The organism is Streptomyces caniscabiei, from assembly GCF_014930365.1.
Taxonomy (GTDB): Bacteria; Actinomycetota; Actinomycetes; order Streptomycetales; family Streptomycetaceae; genus Streptomyces; species Streptomyces caniscabiei.
On sequence record NZ_JABXWI010000002.1, the window covers coordinates 499058 to 521123 of the forward strand.

20 protein-coding genes and 1 tRNA gene are annotated in these 22066 nt (G+C 72.1%); 6 read left to right on the top strand and 15 right to left on the bottom strand.

All coding sequences use genetic code 11. From position 1 onward, the window contains the following. Positions 1 to 19: 19 nt before the first annotated feature. The 4 genes from HW837_RS06710 to HW837_RS06725 all read right to left on the bottom strand — a co-directional run bounded on the left by HW837_RS06710 (position 20) and on the right by HW837_RS06725 (position 4523). Positions 20 to 1297 (bottom strand): M14 family metallopeptidase, encoded by a 1278-nt coding sequence (locus HW837_RS06710; protein ID WP_045556798.1) that lies wholly within the window; start codon positions 1295 to 1297, stop codon positions 20 to 22. Then, positions 1294 to 3258 (bottom strand): Xaa-Pro dipeptidyl-peptidase, encoded by a 1965-nt coding sequence (locus HW837_RS06715; RefSeq protein ID WP_193379936.1) that lies wholly within the window; start codon positions 3256 to 3258, stop codon positions 1294 to 1296. The genes HW837_RS06710 and HW837_RS06715 overlap by 4 nt, the downstream gene beginning before the upstream one ends. A 257-nt stretch (positions 3259 to 3515) precedes the next feature. Then, positions 3516 to 3992 (bottom strand): F0F1 ATP synthase subunit B family protein, encoded by a 477-nt coding sequence (locus HW837_RS06720; protein ID WP_093788724.1) that lies wholly within the window; start codon positions 3990 to 3992, stop codon positions 3516 to 3518. 51 nt (positions 3993 to 4043) lie between these two features. After that, a complete protein-coding gene (locus HW837_RS06725; RefSeq protein WP_093788726.1) occupies positions 4044 to 4523 on the bottom strand; it encodes a macro domain-containing protein in 480 nt (159 codons plus the stop codon). 81 nt (positions 4524 to 4604) lie between these two features. Between HW837_RS06725 and HW837_RS06730 the strand changes: the two genes are divergently transcribed. After that, entirely contained in the window at positions 4605 to 5354 is a 750-nt protein-coding gene (locus HW837_RS06730; protein ID WP_193379935.1) for a MerR family transcriptional regulator, read from the top strand. A 36-nt stretch (positions 5355 to 5390) separates the two neighbouring features. Here HW837_RS06730 and HW837_RS06735 read toward each other — a convergent pair whose 3' ends face one another. The 5 genes from HW837_RS06735 to HW837_RS06755 form a co-directional block, all read right to left on the bottom strand. Then, complete coding sequence (locus HW837_RS06735) at positions 5391 to 6152, bottom strand: DUF5995 family protein (protein ID WP_196789230.1); 762 nt, start codon at positions 6150 to 6152, stop codon at positions 5391 to 5393. Between the two features lie 224 nt (positions 6153 to 6376). Beyond that, positions 6377 to 8551: a 3-hydroxyacyl-CoA dehydrogenase NAD-binding domain-containing protein gene (locus HW837_RS06740; protein WP_193379934.1), complete on the bottom strand. Its 2175-nt coding sequence runs from the start codon at positions 8549 to 8551 to the stop codon at positions 6377 to 6379. A gap of 41 nt (positions 8552 to 8592) precedes the next feature. Next, entirely contained in the window at positions 8593 to 9807 is a 1215-nt protein-coding gene (locus HW837_RS06745) for an acetyl-CoA C-acetyltransferase (protein WP_045556792.1), read from the bottom strand. A 47-nt stretch (positions 9808 to 9854) separates the two neighbouring features. Next, positions 9855 to 11036: a CaiB/BaiF CoA transferase family protein gene (locus HW837_RS06750; RefSeq protein WP_177261704.1), complete on the bottom strand. Its 1182-nt coding sequence runs from the start codon at positions 11034 to 11036 to the stop codon at positions 9855 to 9857. 147 nt (positions 11037 to 11183) lie between these two features. Beyond that, entirely contained in the window at positions 11184 to 11564 is a 381-nt protein-coding gene (locus tag HW837_RS06755) for an MmcQ/YjbR family DNA-binding protein (protein ID WP_086805182.1), read from the bottom strand. Positions 11565 to 11667: 103 nt separating this feature from the next. On the opposite strand from HW837_RS06755, the gene HW837_RS06760 reads away from it, so the two are divergent. Then, positions 11668 to 12849 (top strand): saccharopine dehydrogenase family protein, encoded by a 1182-nt coding sequence (locus tag HW837_RS06760; protein ID WP_045556790.1) that lies wholly within the window; start codon positions 11668 to 11670, stop codon positions 12847 to 12849. Between the two features lie 21 nt (positions 12850 to 12870). On the opposite strand, the gene mmpA is transcribed toward HW837_RS06760, so the two are convergent. The 4 genes from mmpA to HW837_RS06780 form a co-directional block, all read right to left on the bottom strand. After that, the gene (mmpA, locus tag HW837_RS06765) at positions 12871 to 13017 is read right to left on the bottom strand and encodes a morphogenic membrane protein MmpA (protein WP_177261690.1); all 147 of its coding nucleotides are present in this window, start codon (positions 13015 to 13017) and stop codon (positions 12871 to 12873) included. A 108-nt stretch (positions 13018 to 13125) separates the two neighbouring features. After that, positions 13126 to 13815 (bottom strand): endonuclease V, encoded by a 690-nt coding sequence (locus tag HW837_RS06770; RefSeq protein WP_177261705.1) that lies wholly within the window; start codon positions 13813 to 13815, stop codon positions 13126 to 13128. 47 nt (positions 13816 to 13862) lie between these two features. Further along, positions 13863 to 14189: a plasmid stabilization protein gene (locus HW837_RS06775; RefSeq protein WP_093788736.1), complete on the bottom strand. Its 327-nt coding sequence runs from the start codon at positions 14187 to 14189 to the stop codon at positions 13863 to 13865. A gap of 109 nt (positions 14190 to 14298) precedes the next feature. Beyond that, positions 14299 to 15345, bottom strand: a complete 1047-nt coding sequence (locus tag HW837_RS06780) for a WD40/YVTN/BNR-like repeat-containing protein (RefSeq protein ID WP_045556787.1) — start codon at positions 15343 to 15345, stop codon at positions 14299 to 14301. Positions 15346 to 15640: 295 nt separating this feature from the next. Here HW837_RS06780 and ssgD point away from each other — a divergent pair, with 295 nt between their 5' ends. From ssgD to HW837_RS06800, 4 genes are all read left to right on the top strand, one after another. Next, the gene (gene ssgD, locus HW837_RS06785) at positions 15641 to 16057 is read left to right on the top strand and encodes a spore wall synthesis regulator SsgD (protein WP_045556786.1); all 417 of its coding nucleotides are present in this window, start codon (positions 15641 to 15643) and stop codon (positions 16055 to 16057) included. A 325-nt stretch (positions 16058 to 16382) separates the two neighbouring features. Then, complete coding sequence (locus HW837_RS06790; protein ID WP_045556785.1) at positions 16383 to 18014, top strand: ABC-F family ATP-binding cassette domain-containing protein; 1632 nt, start codon at positions 16383 to 16385, stop codon at positions 18012 to 18014. 171 nt (positions 18015 to 18185) lie between these two features. Next, positions 18186 to 18962 (top strand): dimethylargininase, encoded by a 777-nt coding sequence (gene ddaH / locus HW837_RS06795; RefSeq protein WP_045556784.1) that lies wholly within the window; start codon positions 18186 to 18188, stop codon positions 18960 to 18962. Between the two features lie 241 nt (positions 18963 to 19203). Next, complete coding sequence (locus HW837_RS06800; protein WP_045556783.1) at positions 19204 to 20181, top strand: acyl-ACP desaturase; 978 nt, start codon at positions 19204 to 19206, stop codon at positions 20179 to 20181. Positions 20182 to 20430: 249 nt separating this feature from the next. Here the strand turns inward: HW837_RS06800 and HW837_RS06805 are convergent. Together HW837_RS06805 and HW837_RS06810 are read right to left on the bottom strand one after the other, a co-directional pair. Next, a tRNA-Trp gene (locus HW837_RS06805) sits at positions 20431 to 20503 on the bottom strand. Positions 20504 to 20531: 28 nt separating this feature from the next. Then, complete coding sequence (locus tag HW837_RS06810) at positions 20532 to 21872, bottom strand: SDR family NAD(P)-dependent oxidoreductase (RefSeq protein ID WP_045556782.1); 1341 nt, start codon at positions 21870 to 21872, stop codon at positions 20532 to 20534. Positions 21873 to 22066 lie beyond the last annotated feature (194 nt).

Here is a 22066-nt window from a genome sequence, read left to right on the forward strand (position 1 = left end):
GACCTCGATCCTTTCTCGTTCAACAGGCGGTGTCGGGCACCCCCGCTGTCAGGCGGTACGGCGCCCGCTCGTCCAGCAGCAGCGGGACCAGCGCGCGCAGCGGCTGACGCAGCGGTACGAGGACGCCGTCGCCGTCACCGTCGCTTTCCGGCCGGACCCGGACGCCGTGCAGCGCCAGCTCGTCCGCCGACTCCGCGTACTGCTGTGCGGTGAGCCGGTAGCCGCAGGGCGGGTCCTGGATCACCTCGGCGGGTTCGGCGGGGTCGTTGTCGGCGCCGCCGACGTACACCGGCCCTGTGTCGCGCAGGCCGGCGAGGCGCGCCGCGCCGGTCACCCGGTCGACCTGCCGGCCGCGTTCGACGGCGAAGCCGAACAGGCCTTTGAGCGCGGCGAGTTGGGAGTTCACCCGGCGCAGGTTGTTGACCGTCTCCGGGGTGTCGGCCGTCAGGGGTTCCACCCGGCTCTCGATCAGCAGCCCGACGGAGTGCTTGATGCCGGACATGTTGCGCAGGATGCGTTCCTGACCGTCGCCGGCGACCTGGCGGATCGGGTCGCCGGTGACCGGGTCGGTCCAGATGCCGTAGGTGCCGGTGGAGTGGCCGGCGGCCCCGGCGGCGGGGCGGACGTGGTCGAGGGAGAGCTTGCGCGCCTCGTCGTGGACGGCCGGGTCGGTGTTGAGGTTGCGCGGCCAGAGGTCGAAGAGGTCCTTGTCGTAGTACTGCGGGGTGGCACCGTATTCGTGCAGGTCGTAGACGATGTCGGGCTTGCGGTCACGCAGGACGGCGGCGAGGGCCCGGGCCTCGGCGGTCCGCAGGGCGAGGTGGTCGCGGTTGATGTCGACGCCGTCGCCGTTGCCCCGGGTGTCGGCGGCCCGTCCGTCGGGGTTGGCGGTGGGGACGACGAGCACGGTGGTGGATCGCAGCAGCCGTTCGGTCCGAGCGTCCCTGGCGAAGGCGAGGTCGCGCAGGGTGGTGAGGCAGGCCTCGCGACCGGAGGGCTCGTCGCCGTGCTGACTGCAGATGAGCAGGACCGTGCGCGAGGTGGGCCGGGTGCCGATCCGGACGAGCTGGAGCGGGCGGCCCTGCGCGGTGGTGCCGATCCGGGTCGTCGACACCCGGTCGCTCCCCCGGTCGACGGCGGCCAGGAACGCCTGCTCCTCTGGCTGGCCGGTCCAGCGGGCGCCGCCCGACCGTTCGAAGCCCGTGCGCGGCGGGGCGGTGTCCGTGGCGTGCGCGGGCGTCGACAGCAGGGGCACGGTGAGCGCCGTGGCGATCAGCGCCGCGATGCGGGCCCTCATGCGCCACCGCCCGGGACGCGGGCGGCCCGGCTCGGGTCGCGTACGCCGTCGAGGACCGCGCCCTCAGGCCTGGCGGTGGCGCCCGAGGTGGCGTTCTCGAAGGCCGTGCGCCCGCCCACCAGCGGGACCTGGGCGGAGGTGCGCCCGAGGTCGATGGTCAGGGTGGGCGTGCTCGACGGCGGGTCGATGAGGTCCTCGTCGGTGCCCGCGATGATCAGCGCGAGGCGGTGTCCCGCCGGGACGACGTGATCGCTCGCGTGCAGGTCGAGGGTGATCGTGTACGGGGTGCCGGGGGTGAGCGGGGTTCCCGTGGCGGAGGAGTGGTTGCCGAGGTCGGCCCAGCCGCGGCTGAAGATCGTGTAGTCGACGTCGGCGGTCCTGGCCTTCGTCTCACGGAAGCAGGAACTGTCACCGGTGGTGCTCGGGCCCCAGCAGGTGCGCTCGGTGAGGGTGGTGATGCCCTCGCCGGCGGCGGCGTAGTCGCGGATGGTGTCCGGGCCGAGGTCCACGATGACCGCCGAGAGATGGGCGGTGGAGGTGGTGGGCGTGGCCGTGACGGTCACCCGGGAGGAGCCGGACAGGCGCACGTCCCTGGTGAGGGGCGCGGTGACGAAGCCCGCCTTCTCCGGGGTGGACCGGTCGACGTGGGCGGCCCAGTCGGTCTCGTTCAGCGCGGGGTCGTCGGTGAAGGTCTCGGTGCCGGACCGCTTGCGCAGACCGAGGGCGCCGACGCCGGGCGCGTCGCCCTCGGCCGGTCGGAGAGTCGTGACCCTGGTGCCGCGCGGCGGCCAGACCGTCGACGTCTCCCACTGGTCCGGGTGGCGTTCGATGTCGGCCATCGGCTCGTCGTCGATGCCGTTGTCGTAGCCGAGGAGTTCGTGGTCGAACCAGCGGTGCAGGGTGTCGACCCAGGCGGCGCGGCGGAAGTCGAAGGGGTCGACGTGGCCGACCTCGGAGAGCCAGATCTTGCGCTGGACGCCGTGCTTCGCGAGCGCGTCCCACCACTGGCCGAAGTGCTTGGCGCGGACGTTGAGGTCCTGCTGACCGTGGACGACGAAGACGCTGGCGTCGATCTTCCGCACGTCCTTGACGTAGTCGCGCTGCGTCCACAGGGGTGTCCAGTCCCCGGTGCGCGGGGCGCCGTCGACGAGTTCCCGCTGGACGTGGCCGCACTTGGCGCGGGCGTCGGGGCTCTCGACGTAGTCGGACAGCCATTCGGGGCCCGAGTTGTAGAGGGGGGCGCCCTCGGCGAAGTAGTAGTCGTACCAGGAGGAGATCGCGCCGATCGGGACGATGGTCTCCAGGCCCTCGACTCCGGTGGCGGCCACGCCGTTGGCGATCGTGCCGTCGTAGCTCTTGCCGATCATGCCGGTCCTGCCGTTGGTCCAGCCGGCCCGGGCCTTCGTGGTGCCCGTGCGGGTGGTGTAGGCCCGGCCCCGGCCGTTGAGCCAGTCGACGACGGCCTTGGCGGACTGGATGTCGGAGCGCCCGCCGACGTCCACACAGCCGTCGGAGCGGTTGGTTCCCGCGAGGTCGACGGCGACGAACGCGTAGCCGCGGGGCACGAAGTAGTTGTCGTAGAACAGCGGCATCTGGACGACGTTCCCGTTCGCGTCGTACGTCTTGCGCTGGCTCTCGTTGCCGCGACCACAGCAGGAGTAGTACGGGCTGGCGTCCATGATCACCGGGACTTCGCGGCCCCGCGCGGCGGGTTCACTCGGGCGGACGATGTCGACGGCCACCCGGTCCGGCTTCCCGTCGCGGTCGCCGTCGAGCCCGGTGTCCACCCAGACGGATTCGCGGACGGCGTCGTCGTACGAGTAGACCGGCTGGCTCTTGCGGGGCGTGGGGGTGCCGGCGGCGGCCGGGGTGAGGAACGTGGCCGTGAGGGCGGCGGCCGCGGCTGTCGTCGCGAGCGTTCTCCAGGTCGTGAGGCGTGTGCGTCGCACAGGTATCGGCATGCGCGGACGGTACTGCGGTCAACTCCCGTGCGACAGAGGGACTTTCGGGGACGCGCGGGACTTCGGCCATGGTGTGGCCGGAAAGGAGCGTGGGGCCGCTGAGGCGGTGGTGAGCGGGAGCATGGGCATGGGCATGGGCGCGGGCATGGGCACGGGCAACTAAGAGCTCGGGGGGTGCGGACGGGGCTTGGCTGCGGGTTCGTCGTGGCTTGTCGCGCAGTTCCCCGCGCCCCTGGAGGGTGGGCTTCGCCCCCTCTTCAGGGGCGCGGGTGGACCTTTGCCTCGATCTGTTCCCCGATGATTCTGCTCGCCAGGTCCGAGGCCAATTCCGCCACGTGGGCGCGGAGTTCGGCCTCGGCCGTGGCGCGGTCCTCGGTCAGGCGGGTGTGGCCGGTGGCGAGGAGGGCGGTGTACTCGCGTCGGCCGTCGGCGCGGGCCTCGGCGATCAGGGCCGCGCCCTCCTCGTGGGCACGCTGTCGGATGCGCGCGGCCTCGTGCCGGGCGTCGGCGAGGGCCGCCGCCACCTCCTCCCGCTTGATGCGGGCCTGCTCCCGCAGGGCTTCGGCCTCCGCCTCGGTGCCCTTCGTCGCGGCCTCCCGTGCGTCCAGGGCGCGCTGGATCCGGGGCACGAACCGGACGAAGAAGAGGAACACGAGCGCGAACAGGACCGCCGCGACGACGAGTTCCGCGACGGCGGGGTTCAACGGGCCGATGTCCATCGGGAGGAGATCCATACCGGTGCCCTACCCGTTCGCCCGCGTGCGGTACCGCACCGCGTCCCGGGATCAGTCCCCGTGGTCGTACACCGTCACCGCTGTCCCGCGCCGGACCAGCCGGTCGACGATCAGGGGCTCGACCCGGGACCACTTGCCGCCCGCCAGTCCGCAGCCGATGCGGGGCATGTGGACCGACGCGTCCAGCTCCAGGGCCTTGTCGGCGAGCAGCCCGAGGGCCGTGTCGATGGCCTCGTACCGCACGGGCACCCCCTTGCTTCCGGTGCGGATGCCGCGCTGGCCTATCAGGTTGGCGACCCAGGTGTAGGGGCCGACCTGGACGAACTGAGCGGCGCCGAGTCCGAAGTCGTTGGTCGCGCGGTCGCGGTGCCAGGCCCGGTAGGCGGCCTCCGGCTCCGGCCAGCGGCGGGACACGGCGAGGACGAAGCCCTTGCCCCAGCCGCCCAGGTCGTTGCAGACATGGGCGATGACCTTGACGCCCTTGCCCAGCGGCACGGTCGCGTCGCCCCGGACGTATGTGATCCCCGACATGACGCCACCGTACGGGGCGGTACTGACAGTCGGTGTCGGCCGAGGTGTCACAGCAGTGGTGGGACAGCGATACTGCTGTGCATGACGACCGACATCGGGGAGAGCTCCGGCTCCGGCTCCGGCTCCGGCTCCGGCTCCGAGGAGATCGTTCTCACCGTGGACGAGCTGGCCGCGCGGGCGGGTGTCACGGTGCGTACGGTCCGCTTCTACGGCACCCGGGGCCTGTTGCCGCCGCCGGAGATCGGGCCCCGCCGGGTCGGGCACTACGGGCGGGACCATCTCGCTCGGCTCGCGCTGATCGAGGAGTTGCAGCGGCAGGGCATGACCCTGGCGGCCATCGAGGGGTACCTGCGCCGGCTGCCGCCGGGCCTCACCCCGCGCGACCTCGCGCTCCAGCGCGCGGTGGTGGCCTCCTGGGCGCCGGACGCGGTGGCGACGGTCACGCGGGAGGAGCTGGACCGGCGGGCCGGGCGGTCCCTGGGCGAGGAGGACGTGGAACGGCTCGTGGCGATGGGCGTCGTCGAACGGGTCGGCGACGGTGACGGTGACGGTCTCCGGGTGGACCCCGGGCTGCTGCGGCTGGGCGTGGAGCTGCTCGACGTACCCCTGTCGGAGGAGTCGATCCGCGCGGCGCGGGCCGTACTGATCGAGCACTCGCGCGCGGCGGCCCAGGCGTTGTCGCGGCTGTTCCGCGACGCGGTGGCGGAACGCGATCCGCAGGCCGTGAAGTCTCTGTCGGCGCATATGCAACCGCTGGTCGTGCAGGCGCTGCTGACGACCTTTCAGCGGTCGTTGAAGGACGAGTTGAGCCGGTGGGCGGCCGAGTCCTGAACCACGCCTCCCGTCGGCGCGGCGGACGGACCTGCGTCACCGCACGGCGCGGTCCAGGTGGGCGATGACGGCGGGCACGTCGTCGCTCTCGGTGCTCCGGATCAGCTGGAGGGCCGGGCGGACGAGGCCGCCGGGGCGGGCGATCAGCCGGGCGAGGACAGCGGCCCGGATGTCGAGGCGCTCGACGGTGGCCGCGCGTTCCCCCTCGCTCTGGCCGGCGAGCAGCACCGCGTTGAACCAGGCCTCCTCCCTCGACCGCCGGACGCTGAAGTCGAGGATCCGCTCGTCGGTGCGGGCCCCCACCTGGTCCAGCAGTGACATCAGGGGCGACAGGGCGCCGAGCGAGTCCTGCACGGAGAGCACGACCCGACCGAGGATGTCGTTGATCAACAGGAAGTCGCGCCGCAGGGCGTGGATGTCCTCGCCGGGGCACGTCCGCGCGGCGGCGACGGCCAGGTCCAGGTTGATGTGCGCGTTCACGCCGAGCAGCAGGTGCTGGACGATGACGGTGCCGGTGTCGTCGAGCAGCCCGAACGTCTCGCGCCAGCAGCGCGGCCCGCTCCGGTCCCGGCGCCAGGCGTCATACGCCTCGAAGTAGCGGTTGCCGAAGAGGGTGTCGAAGCGGTCCATCCGGGCGCCGTCGTCGAACAGCCCCTCGTGGATGGCCCTGCGGACCTCGACGGTCACCTGTCGGTACAGCGCCGCGAAATACCCCACCCGGTCACCGCCACGCCGCGCCTCCCGCACGACCCCGGCGAGCCCGTCCACCACCTCGTCGATGTTCCCGGCCACCACCATGCCCGACTCCCTCCCCTGGCCTACGAACCCGCGCCCCGTCAGGGGCGCGGGGAACTGCGCGAGAAGCCCCACCCGCCCGCAGACAAAGAACGCACCGGGAAATGGGGGTCGAAGGGGCGCAGCCCCTGGATGGGGGCACCTCCCGCTCGAGCGAAGCCGAGAGTGGGGGAGGGACGGGTAGGGGCGGCGGGGGGCGAGAAAACCCCGAGCCGCCCCACGCAACCTCACACGTCCCCGAACCGCTCCCCCATCTCCGCCTTCTCCACCAACAGCGCCGGCGGCTCGAACCGCTCCCCGTAGAGCCCGGCCAACTCCCGCGCTCGCGCCACGAACCCCGGGAGCCCACCCTCGTACCCGTTGATGTACTGCAATACCCCACCGGTCCACCCCGGGAACCCGATCCCGAAGATCGACCCGATGTTGGCGTCGGCGACGGACGTGAGCACGCCCTCCTCCAGCAGCCGCACGGTGTCCAGCGCCTCCGAGAAGAGCATCCGCTCCTGCATGTCCCGGAACGGGATCCGGTACCCCGGCTTCGTGAAGTGCTCGCGCAGCCCGGGCCAGAGCTTGGCGCGGCGGCCGTCGGGGCCGTAGTCGTAGAACCCGGCCCCACCGCTGCGGCCGGGGCGGTCGAACTCGTCGACCATGCGGTCGATCACGGCCTCGGCGGGATGGACGGTCCACGTCCCGCCCGCCTCCTCCACGGCCCGCCGGGACTCCGCGCGGATCTTGCGGGGCAGGGTGAGGGTCAGCTCGTCCATCAGGGAGAGGACCTTGGCGGGATAGCCCGCCTGGGCGGCCGCCTGTTCGACGGAGGCGGGCTCGATGCCCTCGCCGACCATCGCGACGCCCTCGTCGATGAAGTGGCCGATGACCCGGGAGGTGAAGAAGCCGCGGGAGTCGTTGACGACGATCGGGGTCTTCTTGATCTGACGGACCAGGTCGAAGGCGCGGGCGAGGGCCTCGTCACCGGTCTGCTCGCCCTTGATGATCTCGACGAGCGGCATCTTGTCGACGGGCGAGAAGAAGTGCAGCCCGATGAAGTCGGACCGGCGGACGACGCCCTCGGCCAGCTCGGTGATGGGGAGCGTCGAGGTGTTGGAGCAGAGCAGCGCGTCCGGTGCCACGACCCCCTCGATCTCCTCGAACACCTTGTGCTTGAGCTCGGTGTTCTCGAACACGGCCTCGATGACGGCGTCGCAGGCCGCGAGGTCGGCCGGGTCGGCGGTGGGGGTGATCCGGGCGAGGAGGGCGTCGGCCTTCTCCTGGGTGGTGCGGCCCTTGGCGACCGCCTTGGCGCAGAGCTTCTCCGAGTACCCCTTGCCCTTCGCGGCCGCTTCGGGCGTCACGTCCTTCAGGACGACCTCGATGCCCGCGCGGGCGCAGGAGTACGCGATGCCGGCGCCCATCATCCCGGCGCCGAGGACGGCGACCCGGCGGACCTGGCGGGGCTCGATGCCCCGGGGGCGGTTGGCGCCGGAGTTGACGGCCTGGAGGTCGAAGAAGAAGGCCTGGATCATGTTCTTCGAGGTCTGCCCGGCGGCCAGCTCCACGAAGTAGCGGGCCTCGATGACCTGGGCGGTCTCGAAGTCGACCTGGGCTCCCTCGACGGCGGCGGCGAGGATGCGGCGCGGCGCCGGGTAGGGCGCGCCGTTGGTCTGCTTGCGCAGGGTGGCGGGGAAGGCGGGCAGGTTCGCGGCGAACTTCGGGTGGGCGGGCGTGCCGCCGGGGATGCGGTGGCCGGGCTTGTCCCAGGGCTGCTGCGACTCGGGGTTGGCGTCGATGAACGCGCGGGCCTTGTCCATCAACTCGCCCGGGGTGGCGGCCACTTCATGGATCAGGCCGTTCTCCAGGGCGCGCTGCGGGGAGTACTGGGTGCCCTGGAGGAGCACCTTCAGCAGGGCGTCGGTGATGCCGAGCAGCCGGACGGTGCGGACGACTCCGCCGCCCCCGGGGAGCAGGCCGAGCGTGACCTCGGGGCAGCCGATCTTGGAGCCGGGGGCGTCGAGGGCGACGCGGTGGTGGCAGGCGAGGGCCAGCTCGTAACCGCCGCCGAGGGCGGCGCCGTTGATCGCCGCGACGACCGGCTTGCCGAGGGTCTCGATGCGGCGCAGATGGCGCTTGATCTCCATGCCGCCGTCGAAGAGCTGCTGTGCGGTGTCGGGGGTGACCTTGATGAGGTCGCGGAGGTCGCCGCCGGCGAAGAAGGTCTTCTTGGCGGAGGTGATGATGACGCCGCGGATCGTGTCCTTCTCGGCCTCCAGGCGGTCGGTGATCACCGCGAGGGAGTCGCGGAACGCCTGGTTCATGGTGTTGGCGGACTGGTCGGGGTCGTCGATGACGAGGGTGACGAGGCCCGTGCGGTCCTGTTCCCAGCGGATGGTGGTGCTCTCGGTCATAGCGGGGGTCTCCGTTGAAGTCTCTTGGTTCCGCCGGGGTGTCAGACGCGTTCGACGATCGTCGCGATGCCCATGCCGCCGCCCACGCAGAGCGTGGCCAGCCCGTACCGCTTGTCCTGGCGCTCCAGTTCGTCGACGAGCGTGCCGAGGATCATCGCCCCCGTCGCGCCGAGCGGGTGGCCGAGCGCGATCGCGCCGCCGTTGACGTTGACCTTGTCGAGCGAGAGGCCCATGTCCTTGACGAAGCGGAGGACGACGGCGGCGAACGCCTCGTTGATCTCGACGAGGTCGATGTCGTCGATGGTCAGCCCGGCGCGGGCGAGGGCCTTGCGGGTCGCGGGCGCGGGGCCGGTGAGCATGATGGTGGGCTCGGAGCCGGAGACGGCGGCGGAGACGATACGGGCGCGCGGGCGCAGCCCGTACCGCTCGCCGATCTCCCGGGTGCCGATGGCGACGAGGGCCGCGCCGTCCACGATGCCGGAGGAGTTGCCCGCGTGGTGGACGTGGTCGATCTCCTCGACCCAGTGGTACTCCTGGAGCGCCACCGCGTCGAAACCGCCCAGCTCGCCGATGTCCGCGAAGGACGGCTTCAGCTTGGCGAGCGAGTCGGCGGTGGTGCCGGGGCGCAGATACTCGTCGTGGTCGAGGACGACGAGTCCGGAGCGGTCCTTGACGGGGACGACGGACCGGTCGAACCGGCCGTCCTTCCAGGCGGCGGCCGCCCGCTCCTGGGACAGTGCCGCGTACTCGTCGACATCGCGCCGGGAGAATCCCTCGATCGTGGCGATGAGGTCGGCGCCGATGCCCTGCGGTACGAAGTTGACCTCCAGGTTGGTCATCGGGTCGTTGAACCAGGCGCCGCCGTCCGACGCCATCGGCACCCGGGACATCGACTCGACCCCGCCCGCGAGCACCAGGTCCTCCCAGCCCGACCGGATCTTCGCGGCGGCCATATTGACGGCCTCCAGGCCCGAGGCACAGAAGCGGTTCTCCTGGACGCCGGCCACGGTGTCGGGCAGTCCGGCGGCGATCGCGGCGGTCCGGGCGATGTCGGAACCCTGGTCGCCGACCGGGCCCACGACACCGAGCACGACGTCGTCGACGGCGGCCGGGTCGAGGCCGGGGAGGCGGCCCTGGACCTCGTGGATCAGTCCGACGACGAGGTCGATGGGCTTGGTGCCGTGCAGGGAGCCGTTCGCCTTGCCGCGACCGCGCGGGGTGCGGATCGCGTCGTACACATACGCTTCGGTGCTCACGAGTCTGGCCTTTCCAGTGGCGGGAGGGTGCGGCCCGGGGGCCGGTGTCAGTCGCTGTCCTTCAGGGCGGCGCCCTCGGCGGGGACGTCCTCGGCCCGTGCGTCGGGCAGGAGGCCGGCTATGCCCCAGTCGTGGGCCACGTCCGCCGTGTCGGCGCCCGGCTGGGCGGGTCCGGTGCGGACCGAGGTGTGGGTGGCGGAGAAGCGGGGCGCGGGGGCGGGCTGGGTGATGCCGCCGAAGTCGGTGAAGGTGCCCCGGGCCGCGAGATGCGGGTGGTGCGGGGCCTCGCGCAGCGACAGCACGGGGGCCACACAGGCGTCGGAGCCCTCGAAGACGGCCGTCCACTCGTCCCGCGTACGGGTCCTGAAGCGGGCCGCGACCGTCTCGCGCAGCTCGCCCCAGGCAGCCGTGTCCTTGCGGGCCGGGGCCCGGTCCCCGATGCCCAGGAGGTCGACGAACTCCTCGTAGAACTGCTGCTCGAGGGCGCCCACGGCGACGTACCGGCCGTCGGCGGTCTCGTAGGTGCCGTAGAAAGGGCAGCCGCCGTCGAGGAGGTTGGCGGCGCGGCGGTCCTGCCAGCCGCCGGCGGCGAGCATGCCGTGGAGCATGGCGGACAGGTGCGAGGTGCCGTCGACGATGGCCGCGTCCACGACCTGTCCGGTGCCGGTGGCGCGGGCGTGGTGGAGGGCGGCGAGGACGCCGACGACGAGGTAGAGGGAGCCGCCCGCGTAGTCGCCGAGGAGGTTGGCGGGGGCGACGGGCGGGGTGTCCGGGGCTCCGGTCATGCCGAGGGTGCCGGTCAGGGCGATGTACGCGATGTCGTGGCCGGCGCGCTGTGCGAGCGGGCCCTGCTGGCCCCAGCCGGTCATCCGGCCGTAGACCAGCCGGGCGTTGCGGGCGTGGCAGGTCTCGGGGCCGACGCCGAGGCGTTCGGCGACGCCGGGGCGGTAGCCCTCGATCAGGATGTCGGCGCGTTCGGCCAGGTCGAGGACGGTGTCCGGGCCGTCGGGGGACTTCAGGTCGACGATCACCGACCGCTTGTTGCGGTTGGTGACGTCGTACAGCGGGTTCACCGCGAGGCCCGCGCCGCCGGGTCGGTCGACGCGGACGACGTCGGCGCCGAGGTCGCCGAGGAGCATGGCGGCGAACGGTCCCGGGCCGATGCCCGCGAGTTCGACCACGCGCACACCGGCGAGCGGACCGTGCCCGGGCGTCTTCGCCACTGACATCTTGGCCCCCAGCTCTGTGACACAAACGATGTAACACCAGTGATGCTAGGAACGCGTTCCACTCCGCACAAGCCCTGAATGAGCAAACGCTTAGTCATTGTGCCCGCAGTCGCGCCAGGTGTCAGCCCGCCCCCGCCGGGTCCGCGCTCAGCGGGCCTCCAGCTCCGCTATCAGCCGCTTCGGGGCGATCACGCGGTAGCTCTCCTCCACCCAGTCGCAGAGCAGCTCCGCGCCCGGGGCGCCCTTCTCCTCCAGCGGGACCCGCACCCAGCCGGACCTGCCCAGGCCGTATCCCGCGGGTTCGGCTCCGGGGCAGGTGAGGGCGTGGGCGTGCGTCTCGTCGTCCCTGAGCTTCACGGTGACGCCCAGCGGATAGCTGCCGTCGTCCGTCCCGAGGAACACGAACACCTTCTTGTTGACCTTCGCGACGCTCTCGCCCCAGGGGAACTCCTCGACCGCGCCGGGCATCCCGAGGGCGAACTCGCGCACCTTCTCCCATTTTTTCAGGGCGTTCTTCGGTACGGTCACGGCCACCTCCGGATCCCGCGCACTCGGCTGCTCGTCCCTCACGCTAGCCTCAGCCACCGACAACGGCGCGTGGGCGGGCCGTGGGCGAGCGCTGAGGGGTTCCATGAGCAACGGGCAGGGCAGGGCGGAGCGGACGTACGACATCGTGCTCTACGGGGCCACGGGGTTCGTCGGGGAGCTGACCGCGGAGTATCTCGCCGAGAACGCGCCCGACGGACTGCGCTGGGCGATCGCCGGGCGCAACGCGGAGAAACTCGCCGCGCTGCGCGAGCGGCTGCCCGGCGGCGCGGACATCGGGGTGCTCCGCGCGGACGGGTCCGATCCGGACGCCGTGCGCGAACTCGCCCGCCAGGCACGGGTGGTGGCCACGACCGTCGGCCCGTACATCACCCACGGCGAGGAGTTGGTGGCCGCCTGCGCGGACGAGGGCACCGACTATCTGGACCTCACCGGTGAACCCGAGTTCGTCGACCTGACGTTCGTCCGGCACGACGCCCGCGCGCGGGAGACCGGCGCCCGCCTCGTGCACGCGGCCGGCTTCGACTCGATCCCGCACGACCTCGGCGCGTACTTCACGGTGCGCCAGCTCCCCGAGGACGTGCCGATCACCGTGGACGGTTTCGTGCGCGCCGAGGGCATGTTCTCGGGCGGCACGTTCAACTCCGCGCTCACCGGGTTCTCCCGCGGCCGGGAGACGATGGCCGCCGCGCAGGACCGCAAGCGGCACGAACCGCGCCTCGTGGGCCGCCGGGCGTACGCGCCGGTGAGCGCGCCCCGGTTCGCCAAGGAGGTCGGGGCGTGGGCGCTGCCGCTGCCGACCATCGACGCGCAGGTGGTGCAGCGCTCGGCGCGCGCCCTCGGGCGCTACGGCCCGGACTTCCGCTACCGCCACTACGCGGCCGTCCGCACGCTGCCCTTCGCGGTGGGCGGGGTCGCGTTCGTCGGCGCGCTCGTCGCCGCCGCCCAGGTGCCGCCGGTACGGCGCTGGCTGGGCGACCGGCTCAAGCCGGGCGAGGGTCCGAGTGCGGAGAAGCGGGCGAAGAGCTGGTTCTCGGTGCGGTTCGTCGGCGAGGGCGGTGGACGCCGCGTCTTCACGGAGGTCGCGGGCGGCGACCCCGGCTACGGCGAGACGGCGAAGATGTTCGCCGAGTCGGCCCTGTGCCTGGCCCTCGACGACCTCCCGGCCACGGCGGGGCAGGTCACGACGGCCGTCGCGATGGGCGACGCGCTGATCGAGCGGCTGCGCGCGGCGGGGATCACGTTCCGGGTGGCGGCGACCCGCTGACCCGGTGAGGCGGCGCCCGTCCTACTGCGCCCACCCGGTCAGCGTGTAGACCATCCCGGCGATCCAGGCCAGTCCGGCGAGCAGGGCGAGGATCAGGCCGGTCGTCACGGCACGCTCGACGGACTGGGTGGGGGCGGCGGCGGGCTTCGGAGCTCGGTGCGTCGTCATACGGCACAGCCTGCCGATCATGACGCCGCGCCGGTATCCGTACGGATACTCAGTCCGTACTCAGGTGACTCAGGCACCCGCCCCGCGCGCGCCCCGGCCGGGCCGGCGTCAGGCGGTCGTGGTGCGCAGGGCCCGGCGGCACAGGGTGTCGGCCCTGCGGGTGGTCTCCGGGAGGCGGTAGGCCGGGGTGAGGGCGAGGGTGTGGGCGCAGGCGGTGTCCAGGTCGACGCGGTGGCCGACGGAGACGAACACCGGCTTCACGCCGTCGCGGGTGCGCAGGGCGCGGCCCACCTCCTCGGTGCCGGCGAGGAGCGGGGACGTGTCGCCGCGCGCGGTGCCGGGGTCGTCGTAGGTGAACGTGAAGGGGTTCTTGGCGACGCCGATCGTGGGCAGTCCGGTGAGGACACCGAGGTGCGCGGCGAGCCCGAAGCGGCGCGGATGCGCGAGGCCGTAGCCGTCGCAGACGACGAGTCCGGGGTCGCACGGCAGCGCGTCGAGCGCGGCCAGCACCGTCGGGATCTCCCGGAACGCGAGCAGGCCGGGGACGTAGGGGAAGGAGACCTGCCCGACCGCCGTGGCCTCCGCCACCGTGTCGAGGGTCGCCGCGTCCAGCACCACGGCCGCCGCCACGACCACGTCCCGTTCGTCGTCGTACGCCACGTCCACGCCGGTGACGTGTCCGGTGCCCGGCGGCGGTCCGCTCTCGTCGAGGATCACCCGGCCCCGCAACTCGTCCTGCACGGCGAGGGCCTGCTCTTCGGTGGCGGGCCAGCCCGCCGGGATGCGTACGGTCGTCATGGTGCCGACGAGCGTACGCAATCCCTCGACGGGCGCGCGGCCCCGGGCTACTTGTCGCCGAGGGCGCGCTTGAGCTGGCTCTTGTTCATGTCCGAACGGCCCTGGATGTTGCGTCGCTTGGCCTCGGCGTAGAGCTGGTCGTACGTGGGCCCCTCGGATCCCGAGTGCGAACGCTGCCCACCGCGCTTGCTGGACGACATGTCCTGGGTGGAGCTGCGGCTCGCGGTCCTCGACTCGCCGGAGCGGGCGCGTTCCTTGTTGACGGTCCTGGCGGCGATCTCCTTGGCCCGCGACTCGCTCTCACCGCGGTCCTCGGCGCTCTCCTTGATGTGCTCGTACTGGCGTTCCCTCTTCGGGCTCGAACCGCGTGGCATGGCCGATCACTCCTCTCGTGATTCGAATCGTGATTCGAACACGCCACAAGTACCCCTCTCGGCCGGAACAACCCGCACCCGCCCGCCCACCGGAACGCCGCCGTCCTGGTCAGCTCTCCAGCCGGGCCACCCGCCCGCGCTCCCCCGCCGCCCAGCAGCCCCGGTCCGGTGTGCAGTCGACCGTGTCGTAGGACCCGGTGTCGACCGTGCGCCAGGTGCGGCCGCCGTCGGTGGTCAGATCGGTGCCGGTGGGGCCGACGGCGAGGGCGGCGTCGCGCCCGTACGGGAGCCAGGCGACGCCCGACCGGTAGGCGGGCGGCGGCTGCGCGGCCGTCGTCCAGGCGCGTCCCCCGTCGCCGGTGGTGGCCGCGGCCCGCGGGGACGGCTGGTCGGCGCGGTAGTCGCCGCCGACGGCGATGCCGTGCGCCCGGTCGCGGAAGGCCAGCGCGAAGACGCCCCGGGCCGGGTCGCCGGCCGGCACGGGCGTGTCGGCGGCCTTCCAGGTGCGGCCCCGGTCGGCGGAGTGCAGCACCCGCGCGCGGGCCGCCCCGCCGGTCGCGAGCCACACGTCGCGCGGCCCCGAGGCGACCAGGCACTGCCCGCTCGCCGCGAAGCCCGCCTCGCCCTCCAGCGCCGGGGGCATGCCCTCGTTCGGCAGGACGTTCCAGGAGCGGCCGCCGTCCTCGGTGGACAGGATGCGGAATCTCCCGTCCACCGGGTCGCTCATGGCGAGACCGCGGCGGGTGTCGAAGAAGGTGAGGCAGTCGTAGAAGGCGCGCGGATCGGTGTTGCGGAAGGACTCGGACCACGTCGCGCCGCCGTCGTCCGTGCGGTACACGCGGGAGGCCTCGCCCTCGCCGATGGCCAGGACGACCGCCCTGCGTGCGTCGAATGCCTCGATGTCCCGGAACTGCAGATCCTGTGCGCCGGGCGGTGAGACATTGCGCCACGTCCTGCCCCCGTCGCCGGTGCGGAGCACCGTACCGGCGGAACCCGCCAGCCACGCGCTGTTCCGGCTGACCGCCGCCAGACCGCGAAAGCGCACGTCAGTACCGGTTTCCTTCAGTTCCCAGTGCGGGGGACGGCCCTCCCCGTGTGCCTGTGCGGGCACCGCCAGGGCGGCGGCGAGCGCCGCCGCGGCCAGGCCCGTCGTCATCGTCCGACTCGTCCGACTCATCCGTCTCGACTGCCCCAAGCCCCTCATGGCGGGCGAAGCTAGTGCACCGCCGAGGTGTCGTCCAGATGGCCTCGGCCGGGAACCACCGGGCGTCGTCCGGTGTCCTCTCCCATATCCCGGAACGCGGGATGAGAAATGGATCACCACAGTGATTGGGCCCGGTGACAGAGGTCACTCGACCCTCATGTGCACGGATCGGCCCGATCCGGCGTCTTTGCAAATGCCCGGCCGCAGTCAACCGGAATCCGTCCACCCGTCACAAGGGAGCAAGGCGTTGTCCACCGTCATCGAGCAGCCCGTAGAGGCCCGTCTCGTCGCCGCCGCGCCGCGGATGCCGAGCATTCCCGCAACGCTCCACTACGACCGCCGCGATCCCTTCGCCGTCCGTATGACCTTCCCCGCCCCGGCCACGCTGGAGGGTGTGGAGGTCTGCTGGACCTTCGCCCGCGAGCTGCTCGTCACCGGCATGGAGGACTCGGTCGGCTACGGGGACGTACGGGTCCGCCCCTACGGCTACGACCGGCTGGTCCTGGAGTTCCACGCCCCCGAGGGCACGGCCGTGGTGCACGTCCACGCCGACGAGGTGCGCCGCTTCCTCGAGCGCTCGATGGATCTGGTGCCGCTCGGTCTGGAGCACCACCAGGTCGACCTGGACCACGACCTGGCGGAGCTGATGCGCGACGCCTGCTGAGGCCCCCCGCTTCCAGAGTGCGCGTCCGGGTGCCGGTGCGGGTGCGGGTGCGGCCGTTAATTGCGTTGACACCCTTCCGGCCCCTCCGTACGTTGTTACACGGTCCTGTTGCCGTCGATTGGAGAAGGACGTTGCTCGTCTGAGGTCCTGAGACACCGCGTCACACACCCCGCCGTATCCGGCGCCCCTGTGTGCGTAGCGTGCGACCTCGGCGTACGAGCCGTCCCTTTCGGCAGCGGGCTTCTTCCTTGCCCCTTCGTGTGTCGCCCTCGCGGTGTTTCGAACGCGTCGCCCCTGGCCGCTTCCCGCACCCGCGAGGTTCCTCATGTCTACTCCCCTTTCCCTCACCTGCACCTCCCTGTCCTTCGCCTGGCCCGACGGCACCCCCGTCTTCGACGATCTCCAGATCGCGTTCGGCCCCGGCCGGACCGGACTCGTCGGCGTCAACGGCTCAGGGAAATCAACCCTGTTGAAGCTGATCGCGGGTGAACTCACCGCGTCCGAGGGCACCGTCCGGGTGGCGGGCGAGGTCGGCTACCTCCCGCAGAACGTCACGCTCGACACCCGCCTGCGGGTCGACGAGGCACTCGGTATCGCCACCGCCCGCGCCGCCCTGCACGCCATCGAGGCGGGCGACGTGGCCGAGGAGCACTTCGCGGCGGTCGGCGACGACTGGGACGTCGAGGAGCGCGCCCTCGCGACCCTCGGCCAACTCGGCCTGGGCCACATCGACCTGGACCGCACCATCGGCGAGGTCTCGGGCGGCGAGTCCGTGCTGCTGCGGCTGGCGGCGCTGCTGCTGCGCCGCCCGGACGTGCTCCTCCTGGACGAGCCGACCAACAACCTCGACCTCTACGCGCGACGCCGGCTGTACGACGCGGTGGAGGCATGGTCCGGAGTGATGGTCGTGGTCAGCCACGACCGTGAACTCCTGGACCTGGTCGACCAGATCGCCGATCTGCACTCCGGCGAGGTCACCTGGTACGGCGGCAACTTCACCGCGTACGAGGAGGCGCTCGCCACCGAACAGGAGGCTGCCGAACGGATGGTGCGGGTCGCCGAGTCCGATCTGAAGAAACAGAAGCGCGAACTCGTCGACGCCCAGGTCAAGTTGGCCCGGCGCAAGCGGTTCGGGCAGAAGATGCAGGACCAGAAGCGGGTGCCGAAGATCATCGCGCACGCACGCAAGCGGGCCGCCCAGGAGTCCGCCGGCAAACACCGCATCCTGCACGAGGAGCGGCTCGCCGGGGCGAAGGAGCGCCTGGACGAGGCGGTGGAGGCCGTACGGGACGAGGACGAGATCCGCGTCGAGCTGCCGTACACGGCCGTACCGCCGGGCCGCACCGTCCTCACCCTGCTGGACCTGGAACTCAGGTACGGCGCCCGGGTGAAGGGCGGACTGGATCTGCGCGGGCCGGAGCGGATCGCGCTGATCGGGCGCAACGGCTCGGGCAAGACCACGCTGCTGCGGACGATCGCCGGTGAGCTGGAGCCGGTGGCCGGTGAGACGCGGACGCATGTGCCGATGCGGTTCCTGCCGCAGCGTCTCGACGTCCTCGACGACGAGCTGACGGTCGCCGAGAACGTGGCCCGGTTCGCGCCCGACGCCACCAACAACCGGATCCGGGCGCGCCTCGCCCGCTTCCTGTTCCGGGGCGCCCGGGCCGACCAGCAGGCGGCCACGCTCTCCGGCGGGGAACGCTTCCGGGCCGCCCTCGCCGCCCTGATGCTCGCCGAGCCCGCCCCGCAGCTGCTGATGCTGGACGAGCCGACGAACAACCTCGACATGGCGAGCGTGCGGCAGCTGACGACCGCGCTGGAGGGGTACGAGGGCGCGCTGATCGTGGCCGGCCACGACCTGCCGTTCCTGGAGTCGATCGGGATCACCCGGTGGCTGCTGATGGAGGAGGGAGAACTGCGGGCGACCACCCCGGAGGAGATCGCGGCGGCCGAGTGACCCGGGCGGTCGGCGGGGGCGGTGGCCGGGCACGTGGCTACCGCCGAGTATCTCAGGAGGGCCACAGCCTGCTCCCGGGGGTTTTGTCCTGGTGGGCCGGGACTGCATGATGGCGGACCGGCGTCGCTTCACGGGCGCCGGAAAACCGTCGTTCGATTCGGAGTCACCCACGTGCCCAGCAAGAAGGCCCTCGTCCGCCGCCCCAGCCCCCGCCTGGCCGAAGGCCTCGTCACGCACGTCGAACGCACGGAGGTGGACGTCGACCTGGCGGTCGAGCAGTGGGAGGCCTACGGCGAGGCCCTGCGCGACCACGGCTGGGAGACGATCGAGGTGGAGCCGGCCGACGACTGCCCGGACTCGGTCTTCGTCGAGGACACCGTGGTCATGTACAAGAACGTGGCGCTGATCGCGCGCCCCGGCGCCGAGTCCCGGCGGGACGAGACCGAGGGGATCGAGGAGGCCGTGGCCGCGCTCGGCTGCTCGGTGAACTGGGTCTGGGACCCGGGCACGCTGGAGGGCGGCGACGTCCTGAAGGTCGGCGACACCGTGTTCGTGGGCCGGGGCGGGCGCACCAACGCGGCCGGGGTCCAGCAGCTGCGGGCCGCGTTCGAGCCGCTCGGGGCGCGGGTGGTCTCCGCGCCGGTGAGCAAGGTGCTCCATCTGAAGTCGGCGGTGACGGCGCTGCCCGACGGCACGGTCGTCGGGCACATCCCGAAGATGGACACCCCGTCGCTGTTCGGGCGCTTCCTGCCGGTGCCGGAGGAGGCCGGGGCACATGTGGTGCTCCTCGGCGGCGACAAGCTGCTGATGGCGGCGAGCGCGCCGAAGACGGCCGAGCTGTACGCCGATCTCGGCTACGAGCCCGTGGTGGTCGACATCAGCGAGTTCGAGAAGCTCGAGGGCTGTGTGACATGCCTCTCGGTGCGGCTGCGCGGACTGTACGCCTGACGGGTGATCGCCGGACTCCTGCGGCCCCGGGACCTGCTGGTCCGCGGGGCCTTCGGCACAGCCGCCGATCGTGGGCGGGGACCCCGCTGATCAGCGGTCTTTACAGCGCACGTCTTTACAGCACACTTAACCTACGGCATCGTAACCTACGGATTCGTAGCCTACGATGCCGTAGGTTCAGCTCGCCCGCCCCGCGGCAGCACCGCACGTTCCGTCCCCCGCACGTCCCCCTGGAGCCTCTGTGTCGATCACTTCTCCCCACCTCGGCAGCCCGTCCGGCGAATGGACCGACGCGCGGCTGCTGTACGCCCTGGAGGAAGTCGTCGAGAAGGAACTCAACCGGCATCTGAAGGTCACCAAGGACTGGATGCCGCACGAGTACGTGCCGTGGAGCGACGGCCGCAACTTCCCCGGGTTCTTCGAGGACGGCGAGGCGTGGGAGAAGGGACAGTCGAAGGTCTCCGAGGTGGGCCGGATCGCCCTCGTGGTGAACCTGTTGACCGAGGACAACCTGCCCAGCTACCACCACGAGATCGCGACCCTCTTCGGCCGTGACGGCGCCTGGGGCACCTGGGTGCACCGCTGGACCGCGGAGGAGGGCCGGCACGGCATCGTGATGCGCGACTACCTGCTCGCCTCGCGCGCGGTGGACCCGGACAAGCTCGAAGAGTTCCGCATGTCGCACATGGGCGAGGGCTTCGAGTCGGACAACCGGCACTCGATGCTGCACACGGTCGCGTACGTCGCCTTCCAGGAGCTCGCCACCCGTGTCTCGCACCGCAACACCGGCCACCACTCCGGCGACCCCGTGTGCGACCGCATGCTGGCGCGCATCGCGGCCGACGAGAACCTGCACATGATCTTCTACCGGAACCTGCTGAAGGCCGCATTCGAGTTCGCCCCCGACCTCACCATGCAGGCCGTGCGCGACGTCGTCGTGAACTTCCGGATGCCCGGCCACGGCATGCCCGGCTTCGAGCGGGCCGCCGCGCAGATGGCCATCGGCGAGGTCTACAACATGCGCATCCACCACGACGACGTCCTCGCGCCCGTCATCCGCTTCCTGAAGATCATGGAGATCGACGGCCTCGGCCCCGAGGGCATGAAGGCCCAGGAGGAACTCGGCCTCTACATGGGCGGACTGGACGCGGAGGCCCGCAAGTTCGACGAGAAGCTGGCGGCCCGCAAGGCCCGGATGGCGGCCCGCGCCGGAGCGTGACGCCCACGGCGCGGGCGCCGTGCGGCGCGGGTGCCTTGAGACCCGGGCGCCGTGTGGCGTGGGTGCCGTGAGGCCCAGGCGCCGTGCGGGTGACCGCGGGTGCCGCGAGACGCGGGTGCCGTGACACCCAGGCGCCGTGCGGTGCGGAACCCGTGTGGCGCCGGTGCCGTGCGGCGCGAACGCCCGTGCGGCGCCAATGCCCCTGCGGCACAGGTGCCGTGCGGCGCGGATGACTGTGTGGCGCAGGGGGCGGGGCGGCTGGATTCGAACCAGCGTGTTCCGGTTTTGGAGACCGGCGCGCCTGCCTCTGCGCTACGCCCCGTCCTTGCCCGCAACCCTAGCGGCCGCCCTCACCACTCCGCCTCCCGGTAGTCCTTGAGGAAGACGCCCGACACCGGATCGCCCGCCTCGCCGCGCACGATCGGGTCGTAGACGCGGGCCGCGCCGTCGACGATGTCGAGCGGGGTGCGAAAGCCGGCGCCGGCCATGCGGTGTTTCTTGGGGGCGGGGTTCTCGTCGGTGATCCAGCCGGTGTCGACGGCGCACATGTGGACGCCCTGCTCGGCGAGTTCGGCGGCACTGGTGCGGGTGAGCATGTTCAGGGCGGCCTTGGCCATGTTGGTGTGCGGATGCCCGGCCGTCTTGTTGCGCACGGCGAAACGGCCCTCGACGGCGGTCACGTTGACCACGTAGCGGCTGGGGCGCGGGGAGGCTAGGAGCAGCGGCAGTAGACGGTCGCAGAGGAGCGCCGGGGCGAGGGAGTTGACCAGCTGGGTCTCCAGGACCTCGGCCGGGTCGAGGCCACCGAGCCGCGCCGACCAGGAGTTCTCCGGGGCGGGGTCGGGCAGCAGCCCGGCCTCGTCGGCCTCGCGCAACACGACGGGCAGGGTGGCGGCCCCGGCCCCGAGCATCCGCATCGGTGTGAACCCCGGTGCCTGGCGCGCCCCTTCGGGCAGTGCGTCGCGCTCCCCGGCGGCGAGCAGCGCGTACGACTCCGGGGGCCGCCGTATCGTCTGGGCCGCGTTGTTGACGAGGATGTCGAGCGGCTCCCCCTCCTGCCGCAACTGCTCGCACAGGCCCAGTACTTGGCGCGGGTCGCGCAGGTCCACGGCGACGACGGTCAGCCGGTCGAGCCACTTCGCGCTGCCGGGCTCGGCACGGAATCGGCGCAGGGTGTCGTGCGGGAAGCGGCTGGTGACGAGCAGTTCGGCGCCGTCGCGCAGCATCATCAGCGCCAGCTGGAAGCCGATCTTCACCCGGCCGCCGGTGAGCAGCGCGCGGCGCCCGCTCAGATCGGTGGCGAGGGCACGGCGGGCGGTGTTGTCGGCGGCGCACTCCGGGCACAGCCGGTGGTAGAACGAGTCGACGTGTCGATAGGACGTCTTGCAGACGTAGCAGTGCCGCGACTTGCGGAGCACACCCCCGCCGCCCGTCGCCCGCTCCGGCAACGGGGCGTCCTCGCGCCGGTCCAGGGCTCCGGTGGCTGTCGCGGCCAGCACGGTGGCGTCCGCGGCGGACTTCTGGTCGCTGAGCGCTTTACGGCGCCGCTTCCAGCCGTCGCGTGCGAAGGACGCGGCGACCCGCTCGGTCCGCAGCCGCACGGGGTCGTCCACGGGCAGCGCCCGCAGCCTGCCTACCGTACGGTGAAAGGTCGCCAGCTCTTCCTCGGTGATCCCAACGCTTTCGCCCATGCGTGCCCCCCGCCCGATCCGTCGAGCACGGTTCGGACGACCGGATGGGAACCAGCGTCTGCGGCCGGCCGAGGCGGTGCGCCTGCCTCCGCGTCGCCTGCGAACCGCGCCCCCGGATCCTATGCGACCGCCCTGGACGGGGCCCATCGAATATCACCGGCCGTCACCGACCGGCCCGCGGCGGCGGGCGGTTC